Origin of the sequence: Halalkalibacter wakoensis JCM 9140, assembly GCF_000513095.1 — a bacterium.
Classification (GTDB): Bacteria; Bacillota; Bacilli; order Bacillales; family Bacillaceae_D; genus Halalkalibacter; species Halalkalibacter wakoensis.
On sequence record NZ_BAUT01000007.1, the window covers coordinates 1 to 18,336 of the forward strand.

22 protein-coding genes, 1 other RNA gene and 1 pseudogene are annotated in these 18,336 nt (G+C 37.1%); 17 read left to right on the top strand and 7 right to left on the bottom strand.

All coding sequences use genetic code 11. From position 1 onward, the window contains the following. Positions 1-280: pseudogene (locus tag JCM9140_RS04755) on the top strand (hypothetical protein); the annotation flags it as partial. Positions 281-457: 177 nt separating this feature from the next. After that, entirely contained in the window at positions 458-865 is a 408-nt protein-coding gene (locus tag JCM9140_RS04760; RefSeq protein ID WP_034743077.1) for a VWA-like domain-containing protein, read from the top strand. Positions 866-1,028: 163 nt separating this feature from the next. Here JCM9140_RS04760 and JCM9140_RS04765 read toward each other — a convergent pair whose 3' ends face one another. Further along, on the bottom strand, positions 1,029-1,217 hold the full coding sequence (locus tag JCM9140_RS04765) for a DUF3918 family protein (RefSeq protein ID WP_034743081.1): 189 nt from the start codon (positions 1,215-1,217) through the stop codon (positions 1,029-1,031). A 173-nt stretch (positions 1,218-1,390) separates the two neighbouring features. Here JCM9140_RS04765 and JCM9140_RS04770 point away from each other — a divergent pair, with 173 nt between their 5' ends. Continuing rightward, entirely contained in the window at positions 1,391-2,257 is an 867-nt protein-coding gene (locus tag JCM9140_RS04770) for a CAP domain-containing protein (protein ID WP_034743084.1), read from the top strand. Positions 2,258-2,295: 38 nt separating this feature from the next. Here JCM9140_RS04770 and JCM9140_RS04775 read toward each other — a convergent pair whose 3' ends face one another. The 3 genes from JCM9140_RS04775 to JCM9140_RS22320 are packed head-to-tail and all read right to left on the bottom strand — an operon-like array spanning position 2,296 to position 4,506. Next, positions 2,296-3,372, bottom strand: coding sequence for a serine hydrolase domain-containing protein (locus JCM9140_RS04775; RefSeq protein WP_034743089.1), 1,077 nt, complete (start codon positions 3,370-3,372; stop codon positions 2,296-2,298). An 11-nt stretch (positions 3,373-3,383) separates the two neighbouring features. Next, positions 3,384-3,965: an acyltransferase family protein gene (locus tag JCM9140_RS22315; RefSeq protein WP_156314767.1), complete on the bottom strand. Its 582-nt coding sequence runs from the start codon at positions 3,963-3,965 to the stop codon at positions 3,384-3,386. A 22-nt stretch (positions 3,966-3,987) separates the two neighbouring features. Continuing rightward, the gene (locus JCM9140_RS22320) at positions 3,988-4,506 is read right to left on the bottom strand and encodes an acyltransferase family protein (RefSeq protein ID WP_052002063.1); all 519 of its coding nucleotides are present in this window, start codon (positions 4,504-4,506) and stop codon (positions 3,988-3,990) included. Between the two features lie 344 nt (positions 4,507-4,850). Between JCM9140_RS22320 and JCM9140_RS04785 the strand changes: the two genes are divergently transcribed. From JCM9140_RS04785 to JCM9140_RS04820, 10 genes are all read left to right on the top strand, one after another. Beyond that, positions 4,851-7,130, top strand: a complete 2,280-nt coding sequence (locus JCM9140_RS04785) for a DEAD/DEAH box helicase (RefSeq protein ID WP_034743092.1) — start codon at positions 4,851-4,853, stop codon at positions 7,128-7,130. Continuing rightward, entirely contained in the window at positions 7,127-7,288 is a 162-nt protein-coding gene (locus JCM9140_RS24365) for a hypothetical protein (protein WP_235715277.1), read from the top strand. The genes JCM9140_RS04785 and JCM9140_RS24365 overlap by 4 nt, the downstream gene beginning before the upstream one ends. A gap of 184 nt (positions 7,289-7,472) precedes the next feature. Next, positions 7,473-8,369 (top strand): ribonuclease H-like domain-containing protein, encoded by an 897-nt coding sequence (locus JCM9140_RS22985; RefSeq protein ID WP_235715282.1) that lies wholly within the window; start codon positions 7,473-7,475, stop codon positions 8,367-8,369. Between the two features lie 385 nt (positions 8,370-8,754). After that, positions 8,755-9,093 carry a CotD family spore coat protein gene (locus JCM9140_RS22330; protein ID WP_052002065.1) on the top strand — a complete coding sequence of 113 codons (339 nt, stop codon included), beginning with the start codon at positions 8,755-8,757 and terminating at the stop codon, positions 9,091-9,093. Positions 9,094-9,158: 65 nt separating this feature from the next. Then, positions 9,159-9,728 carry an SLOG family protein gene (locus JCM9140_RS04800; RefSeq protein WP_034743095.1) on the top strand — a complete coding sequence of 190 codons (570 nt, stop codon included), beginning with the start codon at positions 9,159-9,161 and terminating at the stop codon, positions 9,726-9,728. Between the two features lie 77 nt (positions 9,729-9,805). Continuing rightward, complete coding sequence (gene gpsB / locus JCM9140_RS04805; protein ID WP_034743098.1) at positions 9,806-10,117, top strand: cell division regulator GpsB; 312 nt, start codon at positions 9,806-9,808, stop codon at positions 10,115-10,117. An 11-nt stretch (positions 10,118-10,128) separates the two neighbouring features. After that, positions 10,129-10,521, top strand: coding sequence for a reverse transcriptase-like protein (locus JCM9140_RS04810; protein WP_034743101.1), 393 nt, complete (start codon positions 10,129-10,131; stop codon positions 10,519-10,521). Between the two features lie 71 nt (positions 10,522-10,592). Further along, positions 10,593-10,983: RNase P RNA component class B (gene rnpB, locus JCM9140_RS22990), an RNA gene on the top strand. A gap of 118 nt (positions 10,984-11,101) precedes the next feature. Further along, complete coding sequence (locus JCM9140_RS04815; protein WP_034743104.1) at positions 11,102-12,244, top strand: THUMP domain-containing class I SAM-dependent RNA methyltransferase; 1,143 nt, start codon at positions 11,102-11,104, stop codon at positions 12,242-12,244. An 808-nt stretch (positions 12,245-13,052) separates the two neighbouring features. Continuing rightward, positions 13,053-13,307 carry a DUF2564 family protein gene (locus JCM9140_RS04820; protein WP_034743108.1) on the top strand — a complete coding sequence of 85 codons (255 nt, stop codon included), beginning with the start codon at positions 13,053-13,055 and terminating at the stop codon, positions 13,305-13,307. 74 nt (positions 13,308-13,381) lie between these two features. Here JCM9140_RS04820 and JCM9140_RS04825 read toward each other — a convergent pair whose 3' ends face one another. After that, positions 13,382-13,690: a HesB/YadR/YfhF family protein gene (locus tag JCM9140_RS04825; RefSeq protein ID WP_034743111.1), complete on the bottom strand. Its 309-nt coding sequence runs from the start codon at positions 13,688-13,690 to the stop codon at positions 13,382-13,384. A gap of 129 nt (positions 13,691-13,819) precedes the next feature. On the opposite strand from JCM9140_RS04825, the gene JCM9140_RS04830 reads away from it, so the two are divergent. The 3 genes from JCM9140_RS04830 (at position 13,820) to JCM9140_RS04840 (ending at position 16,134) form a co-directional block, all read left to right on the top strand. Next, complete coding sequence (locus JCM9140_RS04830) at positions 13,820-15,337, top strand: carboxypeptidase M32 (protein ID WP_034743113.1); 1,518 nt, start codon at positions 13,820-13,822, stop codon at positions 15,335-15,337. A gap of 66 nt (positions 15,338-15,403) precedes the next feature. Next, on the top strand, positions 15,404-15,703 hold the full coding sequence (locus tag JCM9140_RS04835) for a hypothetical protein (protein ID WP_034743117.1): 300 nt from the start codon (positions 15,404-15,406) through the stop codon (positions 15,701-15,703). Positions 15,704-15,804: 101 nt separating this feature from the next. After that, complete coding sequence (locus tag JCM9140_RS04840; RefSeq protein WP_034743120.1) at positions 15,805-16,134, top strand: hypothetical protein; 330 nt, start codon at positions 15,805-15,807, stop codon at positions 16,132-16,134. Between the two features lie 34 nt (positions 16,135-16,168). On the opposite strand, the gene JCM9140_RS04845 is transcribed toward JCM9140_RS04840, so the two are convergent. Both JCM9140_RS04845 and JCM9140_RS04850 read right to left on the bottom strand, forming a co-directional pair. After that, the gene (locus tag JCM9140_RS04845) at positions 16,169-16,873 is read right to left on the bottom strand and encodes a YwaF family protein (RefSeq protein ID WP_052002066.1); all 705 of its coding nucleotides are present in this window, start codon (positions 16,871-16,873) and stop codon (positions 16,169-16,171) included. A 30-nt stretch (positions 16,874-16,903) separates the two neighbouring features. After that, positions 16,904-17,551: a 3'-5' exonuclease gene (locus tag JCM9140_RS04850; RefSeq protein ID WP_052002067.1), complete on the bottom strand. Its 648-nt coding sequence runs from the start codon at positions 17,549-17,551 to the stop codon at positions 16,904-16,906. A gap of 478 nt (positions 17,552-18,029) precedes the next feature. Here JCM9140_RS04850 and JCM9140_RS04855 point away from each other — a divergent pair, with 478 nt between their 5' ends. Beyond that, entirely contained in the window at positions 18,030-18,251 is a 222-nt protein-coding gene (locus tag JCM9140_RS04855) for a hypothetical protein (RefSeq protein WP_034743121.1), read from the top strand. Positions 18,252-18,336 lie beyond the last annotated feature (85 nt).

Sequence of the window (18,336 nt, forward strand, 5' to 3'; positions counted from 1 at the left end):
AATGCCACAAGGTCCAATACCAGGTTATGCTGGAGGAGGAATGCCACACGCGCCAATGTCAGGTTATCCTGGAGTGCCGCACGCATCAATGCCGGGATTTGGTGAGCACCAGGCCCCAATGCCAGGAGGATACCCGGGAGTTGGAATGCCTAATAGTCCTGTTGAACAATTTCCTAATCAACCAACAATGTCATATCCAAACCATAACTTGAATAACCAATCGAATTGGGATCAAAACAACTGGGGTCAAAACAGTAATTGGGATCATAACTGGGATTAAACCATTTTACTCAGAGTTTAAATAAATACGGCCATGAGAGAAGAGATCCTTTCTTTTTCTCATGGTTTTTTTGTCATATAATGCGTGCACATTTAAAAGATATTTTTATCAAGAATATCTTTTGCGATTGAAAACAAAATAAACATGCACGTTCATTAGGAAGGGGAGAATTACTTCGTGAAATGGCAAAAAGCGTTATTATCAACACTTCAGCGTCAACAGGGTAAGAAAATAGCTTTGGCAGTTGATACTTCAACTAATGAAGTAAATGAAGAATTAATTAAAAATATTATTGAATTATTTGCCCAGGTAAATCCAGAGACGAGACTCATTCAATCCGATTTTAAAATTCGGGACATCTCCCCGATTGATCGAGCAAGCTTAACGTATTTTACACATGGAAAGTCTTCCTATACTGAAGTGCTTGAGTGGGGAGAGACAGAAAACATTGATATTTTATATTATATTACGGATGTGACTGGCTATTTTTACGAAGAGTTGAAAGTTGATTATGATGTTATGTGGTTAGTACCAAATGATTTTGTACCGAAAGTTCCTTTTGGAAAAACATTAAAAATAGCGTAGTTTATTCAGGCTGCTAACATAAATCTCCTTGTTAGCAGTTTGTTTTGTTCATTAAAAAAAGCCTGCTATGAAAGTCATAGCAGGTTTTGCATAGTACAAAAATGCTCAAATTGAAAAAGAAATGGTTTTTAGCTTTTTCTTTAAAGGCACCTAAACCTAAACGTTAACGCTGGTTCTGGTTTTGACCTAACATATCTCTGATTGGTTCCATCATGTTCATGTTGCCGCCGCCATTATTACGATTTCTCATCATTGTATAAGCAGCAGCTCCGACTCCTAAACCAACCACAGACATCATTAACGTATTTCCATTATTTTTTTTGCGTTTACGTCCAAACATGTTCATGTTCATGTTGCTTCCCCCTTCAATCTGGTTTGAGTGTTTCAAACATTTATTATGATCAGTCGAAAACGATCCTTCTATTCAAGGATATGCTTGCCAAAATTGTAAGGAGCTTTAGAAGAATTCGATGCAAGATGTAAGCATTTTCTAGAAACACTAAAAGAAAAAAAGGAGCAAATCCAATGAAAAATATCGCTTTAATGATTTGTGCATTGCTTTTGTTTACTGGATGTCAAAATGATCCTCAAGCAATGAATCCAATGTCTGTAGGTGAAGGGCAAATATCAAGTGACTTTACAACAGCCAGTAGTGAACAATTCCCACATACGAAGCCGATTCAAACACAACACGCAAAATATGATTTTGAAGTTGCGCATTCGGTCCAATTAACGAGAGAAGAAGCGATAGCGTTACTTCCTAATGAACTATCACAACATATTCCTGAAGGAGTCAGAGAATTAACACCTGAACAATTAACGCAAATTTTGCCTGAAGGTGTTACATCTCTTCCTCGAGAAGAAATCATCGAACGATTAAAAAATCGTATGCCGATTGAACAAGCCGATGGACAAGGGCCAGCCCCAGAACCAGGAATTGTCCAACCAGATTCGCCTTCCCCTGAAGTAGAGGAGCCAAGAACTGAAACAGAGGGGGAAAATCAAGTTGAGAATATTTCGGACCTTGAGAGATTAGTCGCTGAGCTAACCAATCAAGAAAGAAGGAACAACGGCTTGCCCGATTTACAACTTGATGATTCTCTAAGTCATGTCGCTAGAGTCAAATCACAAGATATGGAAGAACATAATTACTTTTTACATACAAGTCCAACATATGGTTCTCCTTTTGATATGATCAGGGATTTTGATATTTCGTATCAATCAGCTGCTGAAAACATCGCCCAAGGGCAACGTTCCGCTGAGGAGGTTGTACAAGCTTGGATGACCAGTGAAGGACATCGTGCCAATATTTTAAATCAAACGTATACACATATTGGCGTTGGGTATCATGAAGAGGGTCATTACTGGACTCAAATGTTTATAAGCAGGTAAGAAGAAAGAGGTGTCCCCCTAGGACACCTCTTTTCTTCTTAGAATTCTTTTGCCTCTAAAATCATCTCCAATAAACGAAGACGATTACGATCATTGACATGGTGGATGGTTCGGTTCATAAATCGGTCGGAATCAACACGATGGACAAATACTAAATTGTGTTCGGGTATGACATCAATTGATTGACCGTAGCGACCGATTGCTGAATATAGACCTAGATCCTTGAAGGGACCTTTATCTGCTACCCACCACATATATCCGTAACCATATGTAAGAGAAGAATGAACAGGAGTATGGACGGATGTGCTTTTTAATACCCACTCTTTTGGTATAATCTGTTGGCCTGCCCACTGTCCGTTCTGAAGATATAATTGACCAAAACGGGCCATATCACGTGTGGACATACGGAATAAATAGGAAGGATGAAGGGACCTATTTTCTTCATATTTATAGTAAGAGTCTTCAGGAGAATAGTCTTCCATCCCGAGCGGTAGTGCAATTCTTTCATAAAACTCTAAAAACAAATCCGTTTTTGTTTGCTGGTTAAAGATGGTCCCCAGTGCATTAAAATCCCAGTTATTATAATGAAAGTATGTTCCAGGTAAATGAGCTCCTCGATCTGGACGTCTCCATCTCATCCAGATTGATTCTTCACCTGCGCTTAAAAAAATCCCAGAACTAGAGGTTAAAAGGTCCTCAACAGATGCTTGTAATTCTAAGACTGACAATGGAGTTGTATCGGTTATGTTTAATTCTTCTAAAGTATCGTCAAGGTTGATGGTCCCCTGTTCGTGATGAATTCCGTATAACGCACTTAAAAAGCTTTTTCGAACGGAATGGGCACTGCTTTTTTTTGTTACATCTCCCCATTCAAAAAGGACTTTTCCGTTATATATGACCATTGCAGCAGTGGAACCAAGAGAATCATAAAAGTCTTTAGCTTCGTCCAACTTCTTTTGGGACCACCCCTCGTCTTCGGGATGTTCATGGTAATCCCACGTAGACTCACCAGACTGTATGGATGATGAGTTCTTACAACTAATTAGAATTAACACTAGTACATTAAGCATGCCAGCGAGAAGGAGTAATTTTCTTCTTCTTTTTCGACCTATCATGTAAAAACACCCTAACTTGAATGTTGATTGTCACTAACCAAGATTGTTTTTGTTTTTTTAACGGTTTTTGGTTTGTTAGAAATATCGACCTTTCCTACGATGTATTTTCCAAAGGAAAAGCGGTTTAAATAATAAATGGTCGCAATAGAAGCGGTTATGCTTACGATAAATAAAAGAAGGATCGTAAAAATTCCGATATTTAATGATAATAGTGCAAGTAGAACAATTAGGATTGATATATAGCTCGTATGTAACAAATAGATCCCATACGAATATTTATTTATGACCATAAACAAAGATGGGATAGACTTCATTTTTGTTGCGAAATACAAGACAAAAGCAATGACGCTTAATGTATGGACTAATATGTCAATTCGTTTAGAACTATGGATGACAAGGAACCCGCTATGGTAAAAATAGAGTAAAAAGAAACCAGTAACAAATGGTGCTACAATGACCCAATTTTTGTACACTTGTATAAATCGGATAACGGCTTCATAATGACGACCGGCGTAATAAGCAATTGTAAAGTAAAAGATCCAACCAGGGAATGGAATCCAATAGAATCGCTCCCAAATATATTCACCAAACACGAAATTAAATGGGCTAGTAAAGTTAAAAAGGAATAAATATGCAGCGTTTATTAAAAACGAATACAAAATGACTTTTTTTGGGGATGCACGATCTAACCATTTTTTGAAAAGAACAAACAATAAATAAAAATTGAAAAATAATCAGAACAAAATAAGCATGAAAATCACCAATAAAAATATTTAAAAAAGATTTCAATGCAAATTGTTCAAAAGATAAAAGAGCATAGGGGGAAGCATACATGAAACCCATAAAAATATAAGGGATTAAAATAAACTTTAAACGCTTTGAAAGAAATCCCTTAGAAATGCTTCTTTTTTCTTTATAGCTATAACCTAAAATAAAGGCTGTAATAAAAATAAATGTAGGCGTTCCATAATATAAAAAGATGGTAACAGAATCTAGAAAACGTTCACTGAAGTCAGGTAAGTTCAATAAAAAACCAACATACTCCATTCCCCAAACAATGGAATGAAGGAGAACAATACTTAAGCACGCAATCGCCCGCAAAAATGAAATTTCATGTAAATGTTTTTTCTCCATAGGAAATCAACATCTTTCTCATTTTATTTCTTCAAGCGTTTGTAGATACACCACTCGCAGCTTCATACCTATTCCCTGAAGCAAGAAACTTAAAACATCATAAATCGATTTTCTTACTTTCTTTATTAATCGTAAGAGTGAGAATCTATTATGTCAAACGTTACCCATTATTTTTACATAAATCCCAATTAAATGGTATGTGTTTTAATCAATTTTAATAAATTGGAACATTTTGGTGTAATCGTTCAGGCTAGAAAAACAAACAAACATTCGCTAAAATAGAAATATCATCATACTAGAGTGTTTTGGAGCAAAAGGTGAATGGGGAAAAAGAGGTGTAGCAATTGTTTAAAAAAGATTTACAGGAATTATTACATGATTTTAGAAATAATGAAGCGTTGAAAGATCAAATTGTACATTGGCATGAAATGGACGCAGTGGAAGCAAAAATTGTTCCATTTCCAAACGAGTTAGATATCCGTATTCAACAAGCGTTACAAAGAAGAGGAGTCGGATCATTGTACTGTCACCAAGCTGAAGCGTTTCAACTTACGAGACAAAATCAACATGTTGTTGCCGTTACACCAACAGCATCGGGGAAGACATTGTGCTACAACCTGCCTGTATTACAGGAGATTGTTGAAAACGAAGAGAGTCGCGCCCTTTATTTATTTCCAACTAAGGCACTTGCACAAGATCAAAAAAGTGAATTAAATGAAATGATAGAGGAGATTGGAGTGGACGTTAAATGTTTTACGTATGACGGTGACACAGCTCCCAATATTCGGCAAGCTGTTCGAAAGGCGGGCCATGTCGTTATCACGAATCCAGATATGCTTCATTCAGCAATCTTACCGCACCATACGAAGTGGGTTGCTTTTTTTGAAAATTTAAAATACGTTGTGATCGATGAATTACATACGTATCGAGGCGTATTTGGAAGTCATGTCTCAAATGTCATTCGCCGTCTCAAAAGGATTGCTCATTACTATGGAAGTAATCCAATTTTTATTTGCACATCTGCAACCATTGCTAATCCAAAAGAATTAGCTGAATCGTTAACGAGATGTCCAATGCGCCTCATTGATAAAAACGGGGCACCAAGAGGGAAAAAGCATTTTCTTTTTTATAATCCTCCGGTCGTCAATCAAGCACTAAATATTCGTAAGAGTGCCACGGTAGAGGTGAATAATCTAGCCAAACGTTTTCTAGAAAACAAGATTCAAACAATTGTATTTGCTAGAAGTCGTGTCCGGGTAGAAATTATTTTAAGCCACCTGCAAGCATTAACCAAAAAATACATTGGACCTGATACGATTCGTGGTTACAGGGGAGGATATTTGCCAAAGCAACGTCGAGAAATTGAAAGGGGCTTACGAAAAGGAGATATTATTGGGGTAGTGAGTACAAATGCACTAGAGTTAGGAGTTGATATAGGGCAATTACAAGTGTGTATTATGACAGGATACCCAGGATCAATTGCAAGTGCGTGGCAGCAGGCAGGTCGTGCAGGGAGAAGACAAAATGAATCTGTCATTATAATGGTTGCTAGTTCTACTCCTTTAGATCAGTATGTGGTGAATCACCCAGAATATTTCTTTGATAAAAGTCCAGAGTCGGCAAGAATTAATCCAGATAATTTAGTTATACTTGTTGATCACCTAAAATGTGCATCATATGAATTGCCATTTAAAAGAGGTGACTTATTTGATGATATTGAAATGGAAGAAATTCTAGAGTTTTTGGCAGACGAACAAGTGTTGCATGAACGAGGAAACAAATGGTACTGGATGAATGATGCATTTCCGGCTCATGGAATTAGTTTACGATCAGCCTCACAGGAAAACGTCATTATCATTGATCAAAGTCATGTGGCTACCCCTACAGTTATTGGAGAAATGGATCGGTTTAGCGCCATGACGTTGCTCCATGATGAAGCTATTTATCTGCATGAAGGAGTACAGTTTCAAGTCGAATATTTAGATTGGGACGAAAAAAAAGCGTTTGTTCGTGAAGTGGATGTAGAATATTTTACTGATGCGAATTTAGCCATACAGTTAAAAGTATTAGAAGAAGATGCCGTTCGGGTTGAAAAAGATACGACTGTTAGCTATGGAGATGTAATGGTGAACGCAAAAGCAACCATTTTTAAAAAAATTCGACTGTCAACCTTTGAAAACATTGGTTCAGGCCCCATTCATTTACCGGAGGAAGAATTGCATACGAATGCGATGTGGATTAGCTTTTCTACTACTATGGTTGAACATTTTGGAGAACGAGCTTTTGATCAAGCGTTAACAGGACTAGCTCAGTTGATTCAACAAGTGGCGCCTGTTTTTGTCATGTGTGATCGTAGTGACCTCCATGTTGTTCCGCAAATGAAAGCGGAACACTCTGAACAGCCAACCATTTTTGTATATGACCGATATCCCGGTGGAATTGGTCTAGCGAAAGAGGTTTATCAAAAGTTACCAACTGTTTTACAGCAAGTAAACAGCCTTCTTTCTGCCTGTACATGTGAAAAAGGCTGCCCAGCCTGTGTGGGTTCTAGTGATCATAATAGCAAAGCCATTGTGAAGCGTTTTGTACGTCTCCTTACAGAAGGGGAGAAGGTGATGGGATGAAAAACAAACTTAATCGTATGAAGCAACATATGGGGATTGAGAAAGGTAAAAAGGAGAAACAACAACAGGTTGGATTACACCCCTCAGTCCCCTTCGAACAAGAATGGCGCGAGTTTCAGACAACGGCGAATTGGTTTGAAGATCAATATACCTCATAAGAGAGAATCGATTTACTCTAGAACAGCAGCACGGCATGTATTCATTTCTTGAGTTGAAAGAGACTGTTTTAAAGTGGCAGCACCACATAGAAAATCACCCTTTATCTGCTAGAGGTAGAAGGTAGAGGAGCTTGTTTTTTTTGACACAGAAACAACCGGGCTTAGCAGCGGGGCTGGAAATACTATATTTCTATTAGGCCATTGTTGTATTCAAGAGAATCATGTACAGGTAAAACAGTATTTTTTGCCGGGACCAGAATCAGAAGTGGCCCTCTATCATTTCTTTTTAAACGAAGTGGGTTCATTGAAGAATCTTGTTACGTATAATGGAAAGGCCTTTGATTGGCCTCAAGTAAAAACAAGGCATACGTTTGTCCGTGACCAAGTCCCAAAGCTCCCTAAATTTGGACATTTTGATTTATTGCATGCAGCAAGACGTATGTGGAAAGATGTTTTGCCATCCTGTAAATTATCGACAGTCGAGAAAGAAGTATTGAAGTTTCACAGAGTAGAAGATACACCTAGTTACATGGTGCCAATGTTATATTTTGACTTCCTTCAAGATCCTGACCCGAACTATTTAAAAGGAGTCTTTCAGCATCATGAGTGGGACGTTCTATCGTTAATGGGGTTATATACACACCTCTCATCGATGATTCTCGATTGGAATACTTCTACTGTTTCAACGAAAGAAAAGTATGAAATAGCTAGGTGGTATATGGCACTTGGTGAAAAAGAAATTGCTATGAGGCAATATGAACAACTCATGCACATAGGAACTGACATTGGAGAAGCTAGTTTATTTGCTTATGCGACTGTACTAAAAAAAGAAAAGAAGTGGGAGAGAGCGTTAGGATATTTTTCTGATTTAGTTGGTACAAGACAGTTTACGTTTCATGCTGCGATTGAATGTTCAAAACTGTATGAGCATCAAGTGAAAGACTTTGAAAAAGCGATCTATTATTGCGACCTAGCACTGCAGGAATCGAACTTGTTAAAGCAACCGCTTGAAAAACAGAAGAAAACGATTGGAGAGTTAGAACAAAGAATGACAAGGTTACAACAAAAAAAAGCTAAATAATTCCATTTCCTGGGTAAGCGCAGAAAGTGAGTGCATTCTACAAATGGCTACAAAAAACTATGTTGTTTTTGTAACTTTATGTAATGCAAAAAAAAGAATTGTCATACGGCGTACAAAGGATTACAATATGTTACGGTAATTCTTAATTTGGAGATGAGTGATCAAGATGTATCGTGCTATTTTAGTGTTGTTTTTTGTCATGATTGGACTTACTTTGTTTATTATGAGTGAAATTAGGGACTCTGCGCTTTTTCTGTTATAGACAAAGACCCAATCCCTTTATTTTTAAGGGATTAGGCGGTCTTTTGGGGCAAATATCTAGTACGGGATTGGTGGTTCAAACATAGGTTATTATTGACTCAAATATAAAAGGAGGAATTAATTTATGTTTTGCAAACCAAGACCTAATGTATGTAAGCTTCCAACAACTTCTCAAGTGATGCCTACTCAAGTAGCGCCAACTCAACAAAATGTTGTAGATAAAACGTGTGAGTATATTGTGCCACATGTTTACCCAACACACACACACTACAACACAAACCATGTTTATAAGCATGTTGCGAGCTTCCCGCATACAACTTCTCAAAGTCAACAAGTATTTAACCAACAGTTTGTCCAGCCAGCAGCACCAGCACCAGCACCAGGAGCACCAGGGTTTGGTCCAGCAGCAGGTCCAGGATTTGGCGCTGCAGGAGCACCAGGATTTGGGTTCCGTAGACGTTAATAATAAAATGGAGCGAACTGATTTTTTCAGTTCGCTCTTTTACATAATAAAAAAGAGGTGATCAGTTGAAGACCATTGCTATTTCAGGATACAAAGCACATGAGTTGGGGATATTTGACCAAAAACATAAAGGGATTTATTACATAAAAAAAGCAATTGAAACAAGAATTCGACCTCTTATTGACGAAGGACTTGAATGGGTGATCATAAGTGGGCAATTAGGGGTTGAGTTATGGGCGGCTGAAGTTATCTTTCAATTAAAACAAGAATTTCCACAGTTGCAATTAGCTATTCTAACCCCATTTCTCAATCAAGAAGAACGGTGGCAAGATGCAACGAAAACGTATTATCAAGAAATAATAAACCAAGCTGATTTTGTAGATAGCATTACAAAGCGGCCATATGACAACCCATTGCAACTAAAACAAAAAAATGAATTCATTATAGCAAAGGCAGATGGTTTGATGTTGCTATATGATGAAGAAAAGCCTGGATCACCAACATATTATCTGGAAGTCGCTAAGAAACGCCAAATGCATGATGAGTTTCAGGTCATATTTATTACACCAACTGACCTTGATTTATTAGTACAAGAAGAACAATATAATCAATTTGAATCAGAAGGAGATTCGTAATTTAAATTGACAAGAAGACGAACTTTTGGAAAAATAGAGAGTAAAGCTGTTCATACAAGTGGGTAGAGGTGAGGAAAATGAACCAACAAAACATTCGCTTTACAGCGAAAGAAATTCTTGAAAAAGATTTTAAAACAAGCATGAGAGGATATAATCCTGATGAAGTCGATAAATTTTTAGATGCTATTATACAAGATTACGAGCTTTTTCAACGTAAGGTTGAGCAATTAGAACAAGAAAACAACCAGTTGAAACGAGAAGTGAAAAAATTATCTGATAGATCTCAGCGTCAAGTACCAACCCAAACGGTTGGTAGTACAAATTATGATATTTTACAAAGGTTATCGAATTTAGAGAAAAAAGTATTCGGAAGCAAATTGTACGAGTAGGTGGATCTTTTATGATCGATGTATACATTGACGGTGCAAGCGCTGGGGATCCTGGACCTTCAGGGGCTGGGGTATTTATCAATTATAAAAATGGGCAAGTTGAAAACCATGCCATTCCATTAGGCACTATGTCCAACCATGAGGCTGAATATGAAGCATTAATTATAGCGCTTGATATATGTGTTGAACGTGACTTAAAGATGGTGTCTTTTCGAACGGATTCAAAGTTAATAGATGATGCGATTGAGAAACGTTATGTGAAAAATAAACGTTTTCAATTATACTTAGAAAAAGCACTGACACGTATCGATCAATTTGATTTGTTTTTTTTGAAGTGGATTCCGAGTAATCAGAACAAAAATGCTGATTCATTAGCTAGACAAGCGATAAGGAAAAATAAATAAAGTCGAATTTGGCTATTGATTCTGACGATGATACAGGTTATACTGATCCTTGTCGCTCATGACAACATTAAGCATTCAGGTAATCGCTGCACGCTTGTCGTGTAGAGGAAAGTCCATGCTCGCACGGACTGCGATGTCCGTAGTGATCGTGCCTAGCCAATTCATAAGCTAGGGTAGTCTGGTTATGACTGGACTAACGGCAAGGGAAGCACCTACGTCTTCGGATATGGTGTGATACCTTTGAAAGTGCCACAGTGACGGAGTCCATTTGGAAACGAATGGAGTGGAACGAGGTAAACCCCACGAGCGAGAAACCCAAAATATGGTAGGGGCATCTTCTCATACGGAAATTGAACTGTTAAGAAGAACAAGAGACTGATCTCTTGTAGATAGATGATTACCACCGGAGTACGAGGCTCATCACCGTTTGCAGTACAAAGGAACAGAACATGGCTTATCGAATGGTTAATGGATGGTTTTATGAGTGTCCCCTTTTAGGGGCTTTTTTTATTTGTCGATGTTTGTCATCATACTCGAGAAATCGTATAATAAAAGCAATCTGTTTGGTAAGGAGTAAATAATGGAAAAAGTGACGCTAATTGCAACGGCGACAATGGGGCTTGAAGCTCTTGTTGCTCGTGAGGTAAAAGATTTAGGATATGAAGATGTACAAGTAGAAAACGGGAAAGTGACGTTTACAGCTGATGTTTCTGCGATTCCTAGAGCGAATTTATGGCTTCGTACGGCTGATCGCGTTAAATTAAAAGTTGGAGAATTTAAGGCATTCTCATTCGATGAATTATTTGAGAAAACAAAAGCATTGCCCTGGGCGGATTTAATTCCTGTTCATGCAGAGTTCCCGGTCATAGGAAAATCCGTAAAATCTAAGCTCTTTAGTGTGTCTGATTGCCAGGCGATTGTCAAAAAAGCAGTCGTAGAGAGCATGAAGAAACGCTACAAAAGAGGTTGGTTTGATGAAGATGGTCCTTTGTACAGAATTGAAGTCGCCTTACATAAAGATGTGGCGACATTAACAATTGATACAAGTGGGACGGGCTTACATAAACGTGGTTATCGTTATCTACATAATGAAGCACCTCTTAAAGAAACGCTAGCCGCTGCCATGATTATGTTAACGCCATGGAAGCCAGACCGCCCATTTGCAGATCCGTTTACAGGTTCAGGTACTATTCCAATCGAGGCAGCAATGATTGGGCAAAATATAGCCCCTGGCTTTAATCGTGATTTCGTCTCCGAAAACTGGCATTGGATTGGAAAAGATCACTGGGATACGGCTCGCCAGGAAGTTGAAGACGTGGCTAATTATGATCAACCATTAGATATATTAGGGACGGATATTGATCATCGCAGTGTAGAGCTTGCAAGTAATAATGCAAGGGAAGCTGGATTCGGAGATTTGATTACGTTTAAACAAATGCAAGTGAAAGATTTCAGGCATCGCGGTGAATATGGAATACTCGTAGGAAATCCGCCATATGGAGAACGATTAGGTGAGCGTGACGAAGTAGAGCGCATGTATATAGATATGGGGCGCACATTTGATTTATTAGATACGTGGTCTGTTTACATGCTTACATCACATGAAGGCTTTGAAGAGCTTTATGGAAAAAAAGCAACGAAAAAACGGAAATTATATAATGGAAATCTGAAAGTGGATTATTATCAATTTTTTGGACCGCGTCCACCGCGTAAAGAAAAGTAAAGGACTTCTTTTGAAGCATTTATTGGGATGAAGAGAATACCTTCATCTCGTCTAAAAAAACAATTTCACTTACCGTAATCTTTTAGCTTAGTTTTTATTAAGGAATGTGATTAGTAAATTTTCTGGATAATTTGTGAATAGATCTTGTTTTTTATTAACGAGATAGAAAAAAAGAAGGGATGACCAACGGAAACGTGGTCATCCCTTCATAATCATTACCCAACAACTATCCTCTGCGGCCGTATCGATTATTGTCTTTCACAGACACCCCTCATTTCAATATATGTTACAAAGAACACGTTTGAAATATACGGATCGTGTACAATAGAATCACCTCTATAGAGTGATAAAATCGATTTTCCTTACTATTAGTATCCTCTGCGGTCGTAACGATTTATCCCTTTCACAGACACCTCATTTCATGTATGTTACAAAGAACATGTTTGAAAATCTCGGTTCCTGTTCAATGGTACCACCTCATTAGAGTTGATAAAAATCGCTAACATATACTATTTAGTAATTCTTCTGCGGCCTTAACGATTATTGTCTTTCACAGACACCCCTCATTTCATGTATGTTACAAAGAACATTCTAGAAATTCCGGAACTGTGTACAACGCAATCACCTCATTGGATATTGTGACTGTGTAATGATTGAGAAGCAATGGCTCCTCGCTCATTATATTGTCCGCTTATGAAAAGAATATGCTTAAATTAAATAAATTTCTTTTTAACACGTACAAGTATGAATTGCTTTCATATGGACAACCTGAAATTGAAGTTTGTTACTCGTAAAGGAGGAGCATAGTATGACAGAGAAATCAGGTTTTAATGACATTAAGCAAGTTGAAATGTCGGTGTTGTCGGCTGAGCATATGGTTGGACAAGCAACAAGAACGATGGATGATGAACAATTGCAAGCAGCTACAAATGCTGTAAATGATGCAAAGGATCAGCTTCATAAGGCAATGGCGCATCAATCAGGTGTTGATCAAACATTTTTTGAAATGTCAAAAGAACTATTGGCAAAAGCAGATCATCAGTTAAAGGAAGCTAAAGAATAAAGGATAAAGCCACTGAAAAAGGTGAGAATACTTTTTTCAGTGGCTCTTATTCAAGTAGCAAGGCTTTCTTATGTTTATTTTTTATCCGGATGATCAAGTGTGGCTATATGAGGGTTAGAGAAATTTACATATCCCAAATCTTCATTATAGTCAATGGTCATCCCATCTAAATACCAAAAGTCATCCTCATTTACGAAAAAGGTAATACCAGACTTTTCTACTTTGTAAGATGTGGGGGTAGGATCTTCTTTACTAACACCAACAGAAAAACCACCTGATCCGACTCCTCCAATTCGTACAAAAAGACGAAGAGAATCCCCTCTTTTTAATGATATTTCCTTTATATATAATGAAACTGCAGAATCCGTAATTGTTATATTCATAATCGGTTCCCTCCTTACATAGTAAACACAATACCATACGTGCAGGAAATTTTCTATTGTTGCAGGGAATAACAATTCGCATGACGAAATAAAGTAGGTAAAAAACTTTGAAAAAGGTGGAATTTATAAATGTCTCAAGAAATTCAACAATTGGAAGCAGATTTCAGACAATATGTAAAAAAAATTGAAGATTATGGTCAAGCACTTGCCGTTTTAGCTTGGGATTCCCGAACTGGTGCACCGAAAAAGGGGGTTTCTGAGCGAGCTGAAGTCATTGGTACATTATCGGCAGACGTGTTTGCCATGTCAACATCTGAAGAAATGGGGCATTATTTAAAGGAATTAAGTAAGAAACCTACATACAAGCAGCTGTCAGACATTACGCAGAAAACCATCGATGAATGTTTTAAAACGTATGAACGAAATGCAAAAATACCTAAAGAAGAGTACAAAGAGTATGTCATGCTCCAAGCTCAATCTGAATCTCTTTGGGAAGAGGCAAAAGATAAAGCTGATTTTGAACTTTTCCGCCCTAATTTAGAGAAGTTAGTGGAATTTAAAAAAAGATTCGTTCAGTATTGGGGTTATGAACAACACCCTTATAATACGTTATTGGATGATTATGAGCCTGGTGTTTTTGTTGACACCATTGACAAAGTTTTTGGTGAATTACGTGAGAAACTCATCCCACTCGTAAAAGGAGTAATGGAATCAAATCATCAACCAAAGACTGATTTTTTATTTGAAAAGTTTCCTAAAGAAAATCAAAAGTCTCTAAGCTTAGATATTTTAAAAGAAATTGGATATGACTTTGAAGCAGGTCGTTTAGATGAGACCGTTCATCCTTTTGCAATTGGAATAAATCCAAATGATGTCCGAGTTACGACCAAGTACAATGAAAATGATTTTCGTGTTGCCTTATTTGGAACGATTCATGAAGGCGGACATGCATTATATGAACAAAACATTTCACAGGAATTAATCGGGACACCGCTAGCGGATGGAACCTCGATGGGGATCCATGAATCACAATCACTTTTTTGGGAAAAATTCGTTGGTAAAAACATCGGATTCTGGGAGCGGAATTATGATGTACTGAAGAAGCATTCAGCAGGTCAATTTGATGATGTGTCGTTAGAAGATTTTTATTTTGCAGTCAATCAAGCAAAGCAATCACTGATTCGAATTGAAAGTGATGAGTTAACTTATTGCTTACACATTATCTTACGTTATGAGTTAGAAAAAGCATTAATGGAAGATAAACTTACAGTGGCAGAACTTCCACAGGCATGGAACGATAAAATGGAAGAATATTTAGGGATCCGCCCGTCTCATGATGGAGAAGGCGTACTTCAAGATGTTCACTGGTCATTTGGCGCATTCGGGTATTTTCCTTCCTATGCATTAGGATATATCTATTCAGCACAAATCAAAGAGGCAATGGAAAAAGATCTTCCAAACTTTGACCAATTAGTAAAAGAAGGCAACTTCGCTCCAATTCGTCAGTGGTTAACAGAGAAAGTGCATCGACATGGAAAAATGAAAAAACCAGCCGAAATTATAAAAGACATTACGGGTGGAGGGATTGATGCAGCTCCGCTCGTCCGTTATTTGGAAGAAAAATATCGCCGTCTCTATAAATTTTAATTAAAATGTTTATTTGTTGTTTTTTTGGGTATATTATCAACTATTATTTTTTATGGAGTGAAACTTATGCGTATTGTTGAGATATATCCTAGAGAGGATAGTTTCATTACCGCTTTACATGTTGAACCACAGGCATATTTTAAGGGAGAAGCACACGTTCTGAGTCTTATATTAGAGAATAAACGATTCGGTTTTGTATGTCATGAAGAAGGAGTTCAAATTAAAAACAACAAAGTAAAAGCATTGTATGGGCCAGCAATTGTTTGCGGGGAAGAACTTCAAGAGTTATCTAATGAAGAAGCAACTTTTGTACAGAGCTATATCAACAATAATCAGTTTGATTTATCTCATTTTGATTTACATTAGAAGTAGTGGAGAGAACGTTTGAAAATGTTCTCTCCACTTTTTTGTGACGATTTGTCGAATCGATTCGTTCTATTTATAAACAGTTTTAAGAAGGTGAGCAAATGGTTGGTTTATTAAAGAAAACATCTGAAATTATTCTACATCTCTTTTCCTCAACAAAACAAAGAACGGTACCTAAAATGTATGAAAAACCAGATATTCATGGAGAAGTGTTTAACGTAGAAGATCATTGGTTATTGTTGAATAATCAATTATATGTTGATATACGAGAATGCATCATAATTGATGAAAAGAATGATGTACTTGCTGCTAGTAAGATCGTAGAAGGAGATTTCGTTAACGTCTGGATTGAAGAGACAGACGTTATTCGAACGGTTCCTTCTTTAGCAACAGCTAAAATGGTTCAACGAAGAGGTGCGATTCTCGAATAGAAGAGAAGAAACATAAGCAATCATTTTCTGATTGCTAGTTTCTTCTTAGAATAAGAAAAGGCAGGTAAAGCATTAAGAACATAATAAAGGCAATTACCTGTAAAGATAATATATACAAAGGAAAAGGCCCGAGAACATCTAGAATACTTGGGTTCTCTGGTTTCCTAGCTAAAAACATATAATTGGCTCCCGTCATCAAATTGGCTAAAAAAGCAATGGCTGCTATTACATTCAAAACTAAAAACGATTTGAGCATAGAACGAAACGTAACAACAAACTGTTCCACCCATACCATATACAAAATAGACAAAATAATAGCAAAGTGTGCTAGAAAAAAATGGATAAATCGAAAGTGTGGGAACGTATAAAATAAATCAGGTGTGATCAAGGCTTGAAAGGCTCCGGCCAATCCAAAGAAATAAACAATTTCAAACAGTCGATAACTCTTCCTAATAAGCATGAACGTGCAAATGTACAGGCTAATTGTACAAAGTTGTAACGGAAGGGTAAAACGAATATCCCATAACCCGACAGAGAAGGTCCATAGGATTATGCTTAGTTCAGATATGACTAACACACTTATTAGGCCGTAACGACCGAGCGATTTCATAATAGCCAAATGGCGAAAAAAATAAAGAGTACATACAAGAATAATGAAAATCAATAAGGCTCCAATATGGACAGGTGATAAAAACAGGGAATCAACCACGTGCGATCCTCGTTCAAAAATAGGTAGCATCAGGTCCGTCTCCTTTCATAAAGAAAACGGTTATATTCTCGGCTTTTGCTGAGAGTGTGCTTTTTTATCTTCTATATGACGAAATCTAGAACGTTTATACTTTTTGTATTGTTGAGCAATTTCTTCCTCTGATAAGGTATTTTCTTTTAAGTCAATTTTGTCAAGAAATTTAATAAAAAGTTTTGCTGTATTGATCGCATCATCAATTCCCCGATGAACTTTTCCAACTGGTTCAATTCCCGCAATAGATAATGCATTTTTTAACCCAAGTTGTTGATTTCCGTCTGGAGTGATTAATCTTCCTATTGGTTTTTGAATATCATTATAATTTCGCAACCAGGAGAGGTTGATCTTATTTTGAACAGACTGATTGATGAAATGAGCACGATCGTCTTTTCCCCATGAACATAAATAGTACTCTTTACCAAGCCACTCGGTAAACAAATAAATTCCTTCTTCAAACGAAACAGCTTTATTTACATCGTCCTCACTCATTTTTATAAACTTTCGTGTACTTTTTGATATTTTGCCTCGTTTAGGAGAAATGTACTGTTGAAACTGGTCCACAATTTGTTTGTTGCTAAGATCTACTTTACACGCTCCAATCTCAACAATTTCACTTGGTTGTCCTTTTCGAAATCTTTTGATCAGTTCTAAGTCAAATATTACTGCAATCACAAGATCATCCTTTCCTTAATACTCCATTTCTAACTTATTCTATTTTAAGAGTGCACAGAACAAGGTATCAGTACCCTCCTATTTTACCATTCAAACGTCTTCTCTATTATGCCTTTCCCTTAAAAGCTCTGATTTCTTACACTTTATCATTTTAAAGCAACGTGCGTTCTGCCATGTTCGTTCCGTAGCTCTCCGTTATTCTCATTGCAAGGAGGTACAACGCCTATGGGTTCTTGTTACCTCTTTTTTTATGATTGTTAAAATATGATGAACTTTCTTTGAAGAGGATCATCATGAACAAGGGAGAACATAAACTAAATGACAGAAGCCGGTATGTATTTAACCAAATTATGTCCAAAGCGTGAATCCGCACGATTATTGTGACAGATAACTTTACGAATTGTTTGAGAAGACATACTTATAGAATGTAAGATTTCAAATAAGATAATAAAGTAAGGAATAGGAAGGGGTCATTTCTTTGATTGAACATTATTTGCAAGAGCGCTTTGGAATTGTTCAGGAAGATATTTTAATTTCTCCACTAACAAATAAAAAAGCAACTGTTAAGGAGGTGTTAAGCACTTTAGAGGAAAGGGGGCATATTGAGAAGGTTTACAAAAAAATTCAATCGATTCAAACTTTAGGACGTAAAGGTGTCATAGTCTATTTAACGGGTCTTTCTGAACTGAATCATGCTTAGTAAACGACGCAATTGATCAACAACGAAAAAGAGACATAGCAATAGCTATGTCTCTCGGTTAGATTAGTCGCTTTTCTTTACCTTA

Excerpts from the sequence above, each read along its gene's own strand:
- JCM9140_RS04765 (WP_034743081.1), bottom strand. The coding sequence starts at position 1,217 with ATGAACATGAACATGTTTGGACGTAAACGCAAAAAAAATAATGGAAAT.
- JCM9140_RS04770 (WP_034743084.1), top strand. The coding sequence starts at position 1,391 with ATGAAAAATATCGCTTTAATGATTTGTGCATTGCTTTTGTTTACTGGA.
- JCM9140_RS04775 (WP_034743089.1), bottom strand. The coding sequence starts at position 3,372 with ATGATAGGTCGAAAAAGAAGAAGAAAATTACTCCTTCTCGCTGGCATG.
- JCM9140_RS22320 (WP_052002063.1), bottom strand. The coding sequence starts at position 4,506 with ATGGAGAAAAAACATTTACATGAAATTTCATTTTTGCGGGCGATTGCG.
- JCM9140_RS24365 (WP_235715277.1), top strand. The coding sequence starts at position 7,127 with ATGAAAAACAAACTTAATCGTATGAAGCAACATATGGGGATTGAGAAA.
- JCM9140_RS22330 (WP_052002065.1), top strand. The coding sequence starts at position 8,755 with ATGTTTTGCAAACCAAGACCTAATGTATGTAAGCTTCCAACAACTTCT.
- gpsB (WP_034743098.1), top strand. The coding sequence starts at position 9,806 with ATGAACCAACAAAACATTCGCTTTACAGCGAAAGAAATTCTTGAAAAA.
- JCM9140_RS04810 (WP_034743101.1), top strand. The coding sequence starts at position 10,129 with ATGATCGATGTATACATTGACGGTGCAAGCGCTGGGGATCCTGGACCT.
- JCM9140_RS04815 (WP_034743104.1), top strand. The coding sequence starts at position 11,102 with ATGGAAAAAGTGACGCTAATTGCAACGGCGACAATGGGGCTTGAAGCT.
- JCM9140_RS04820 (WP_034743108.1), top strand. The coding sequence starts at position 13,053 with ATGACAGAGAAATCAGGTTTTAATGACATTAAGCAAGTTGAAATGTCG.
- JCM9140_RS04825 (WP_034743111.1), bottom strand. The coding sequence starts at position 13,690 with ATGAATATAACAATTACGGATTCTGCAGTTTCATTATATATAAAGGAA.
- JCM9140_RS04830 (WP_034743113.1), top strand. The coding sequence starts at position 13,820 with ATGTCTCAAGAAATTCAACAATTGGAAGCAGATTTCAGACAATATGTA.
- JCM9140_RS04835 (WP_034743117.1), top strand. The coding sequence starts at position 15,404 with ATGCGTATTGTTGAGATATATCCTAGAGAGGATAGTTTCATTACCGCT.
- JCM9140_RS04840 (WP_034743120.1), top strand. The coding sequence starts at position 15,805 with ATGGTTGGTTTATTAAAGAAAACATCTGAAATTATTCTACATCTCTTT.
- JCM9140_RS04845 (WP_052002066.1), bottom strand. The coding sequence starts at position 16,873 with ATGCTACCTATTTTTGAACGAGGATCGCACGTGGTTGATTCCCTGTTT.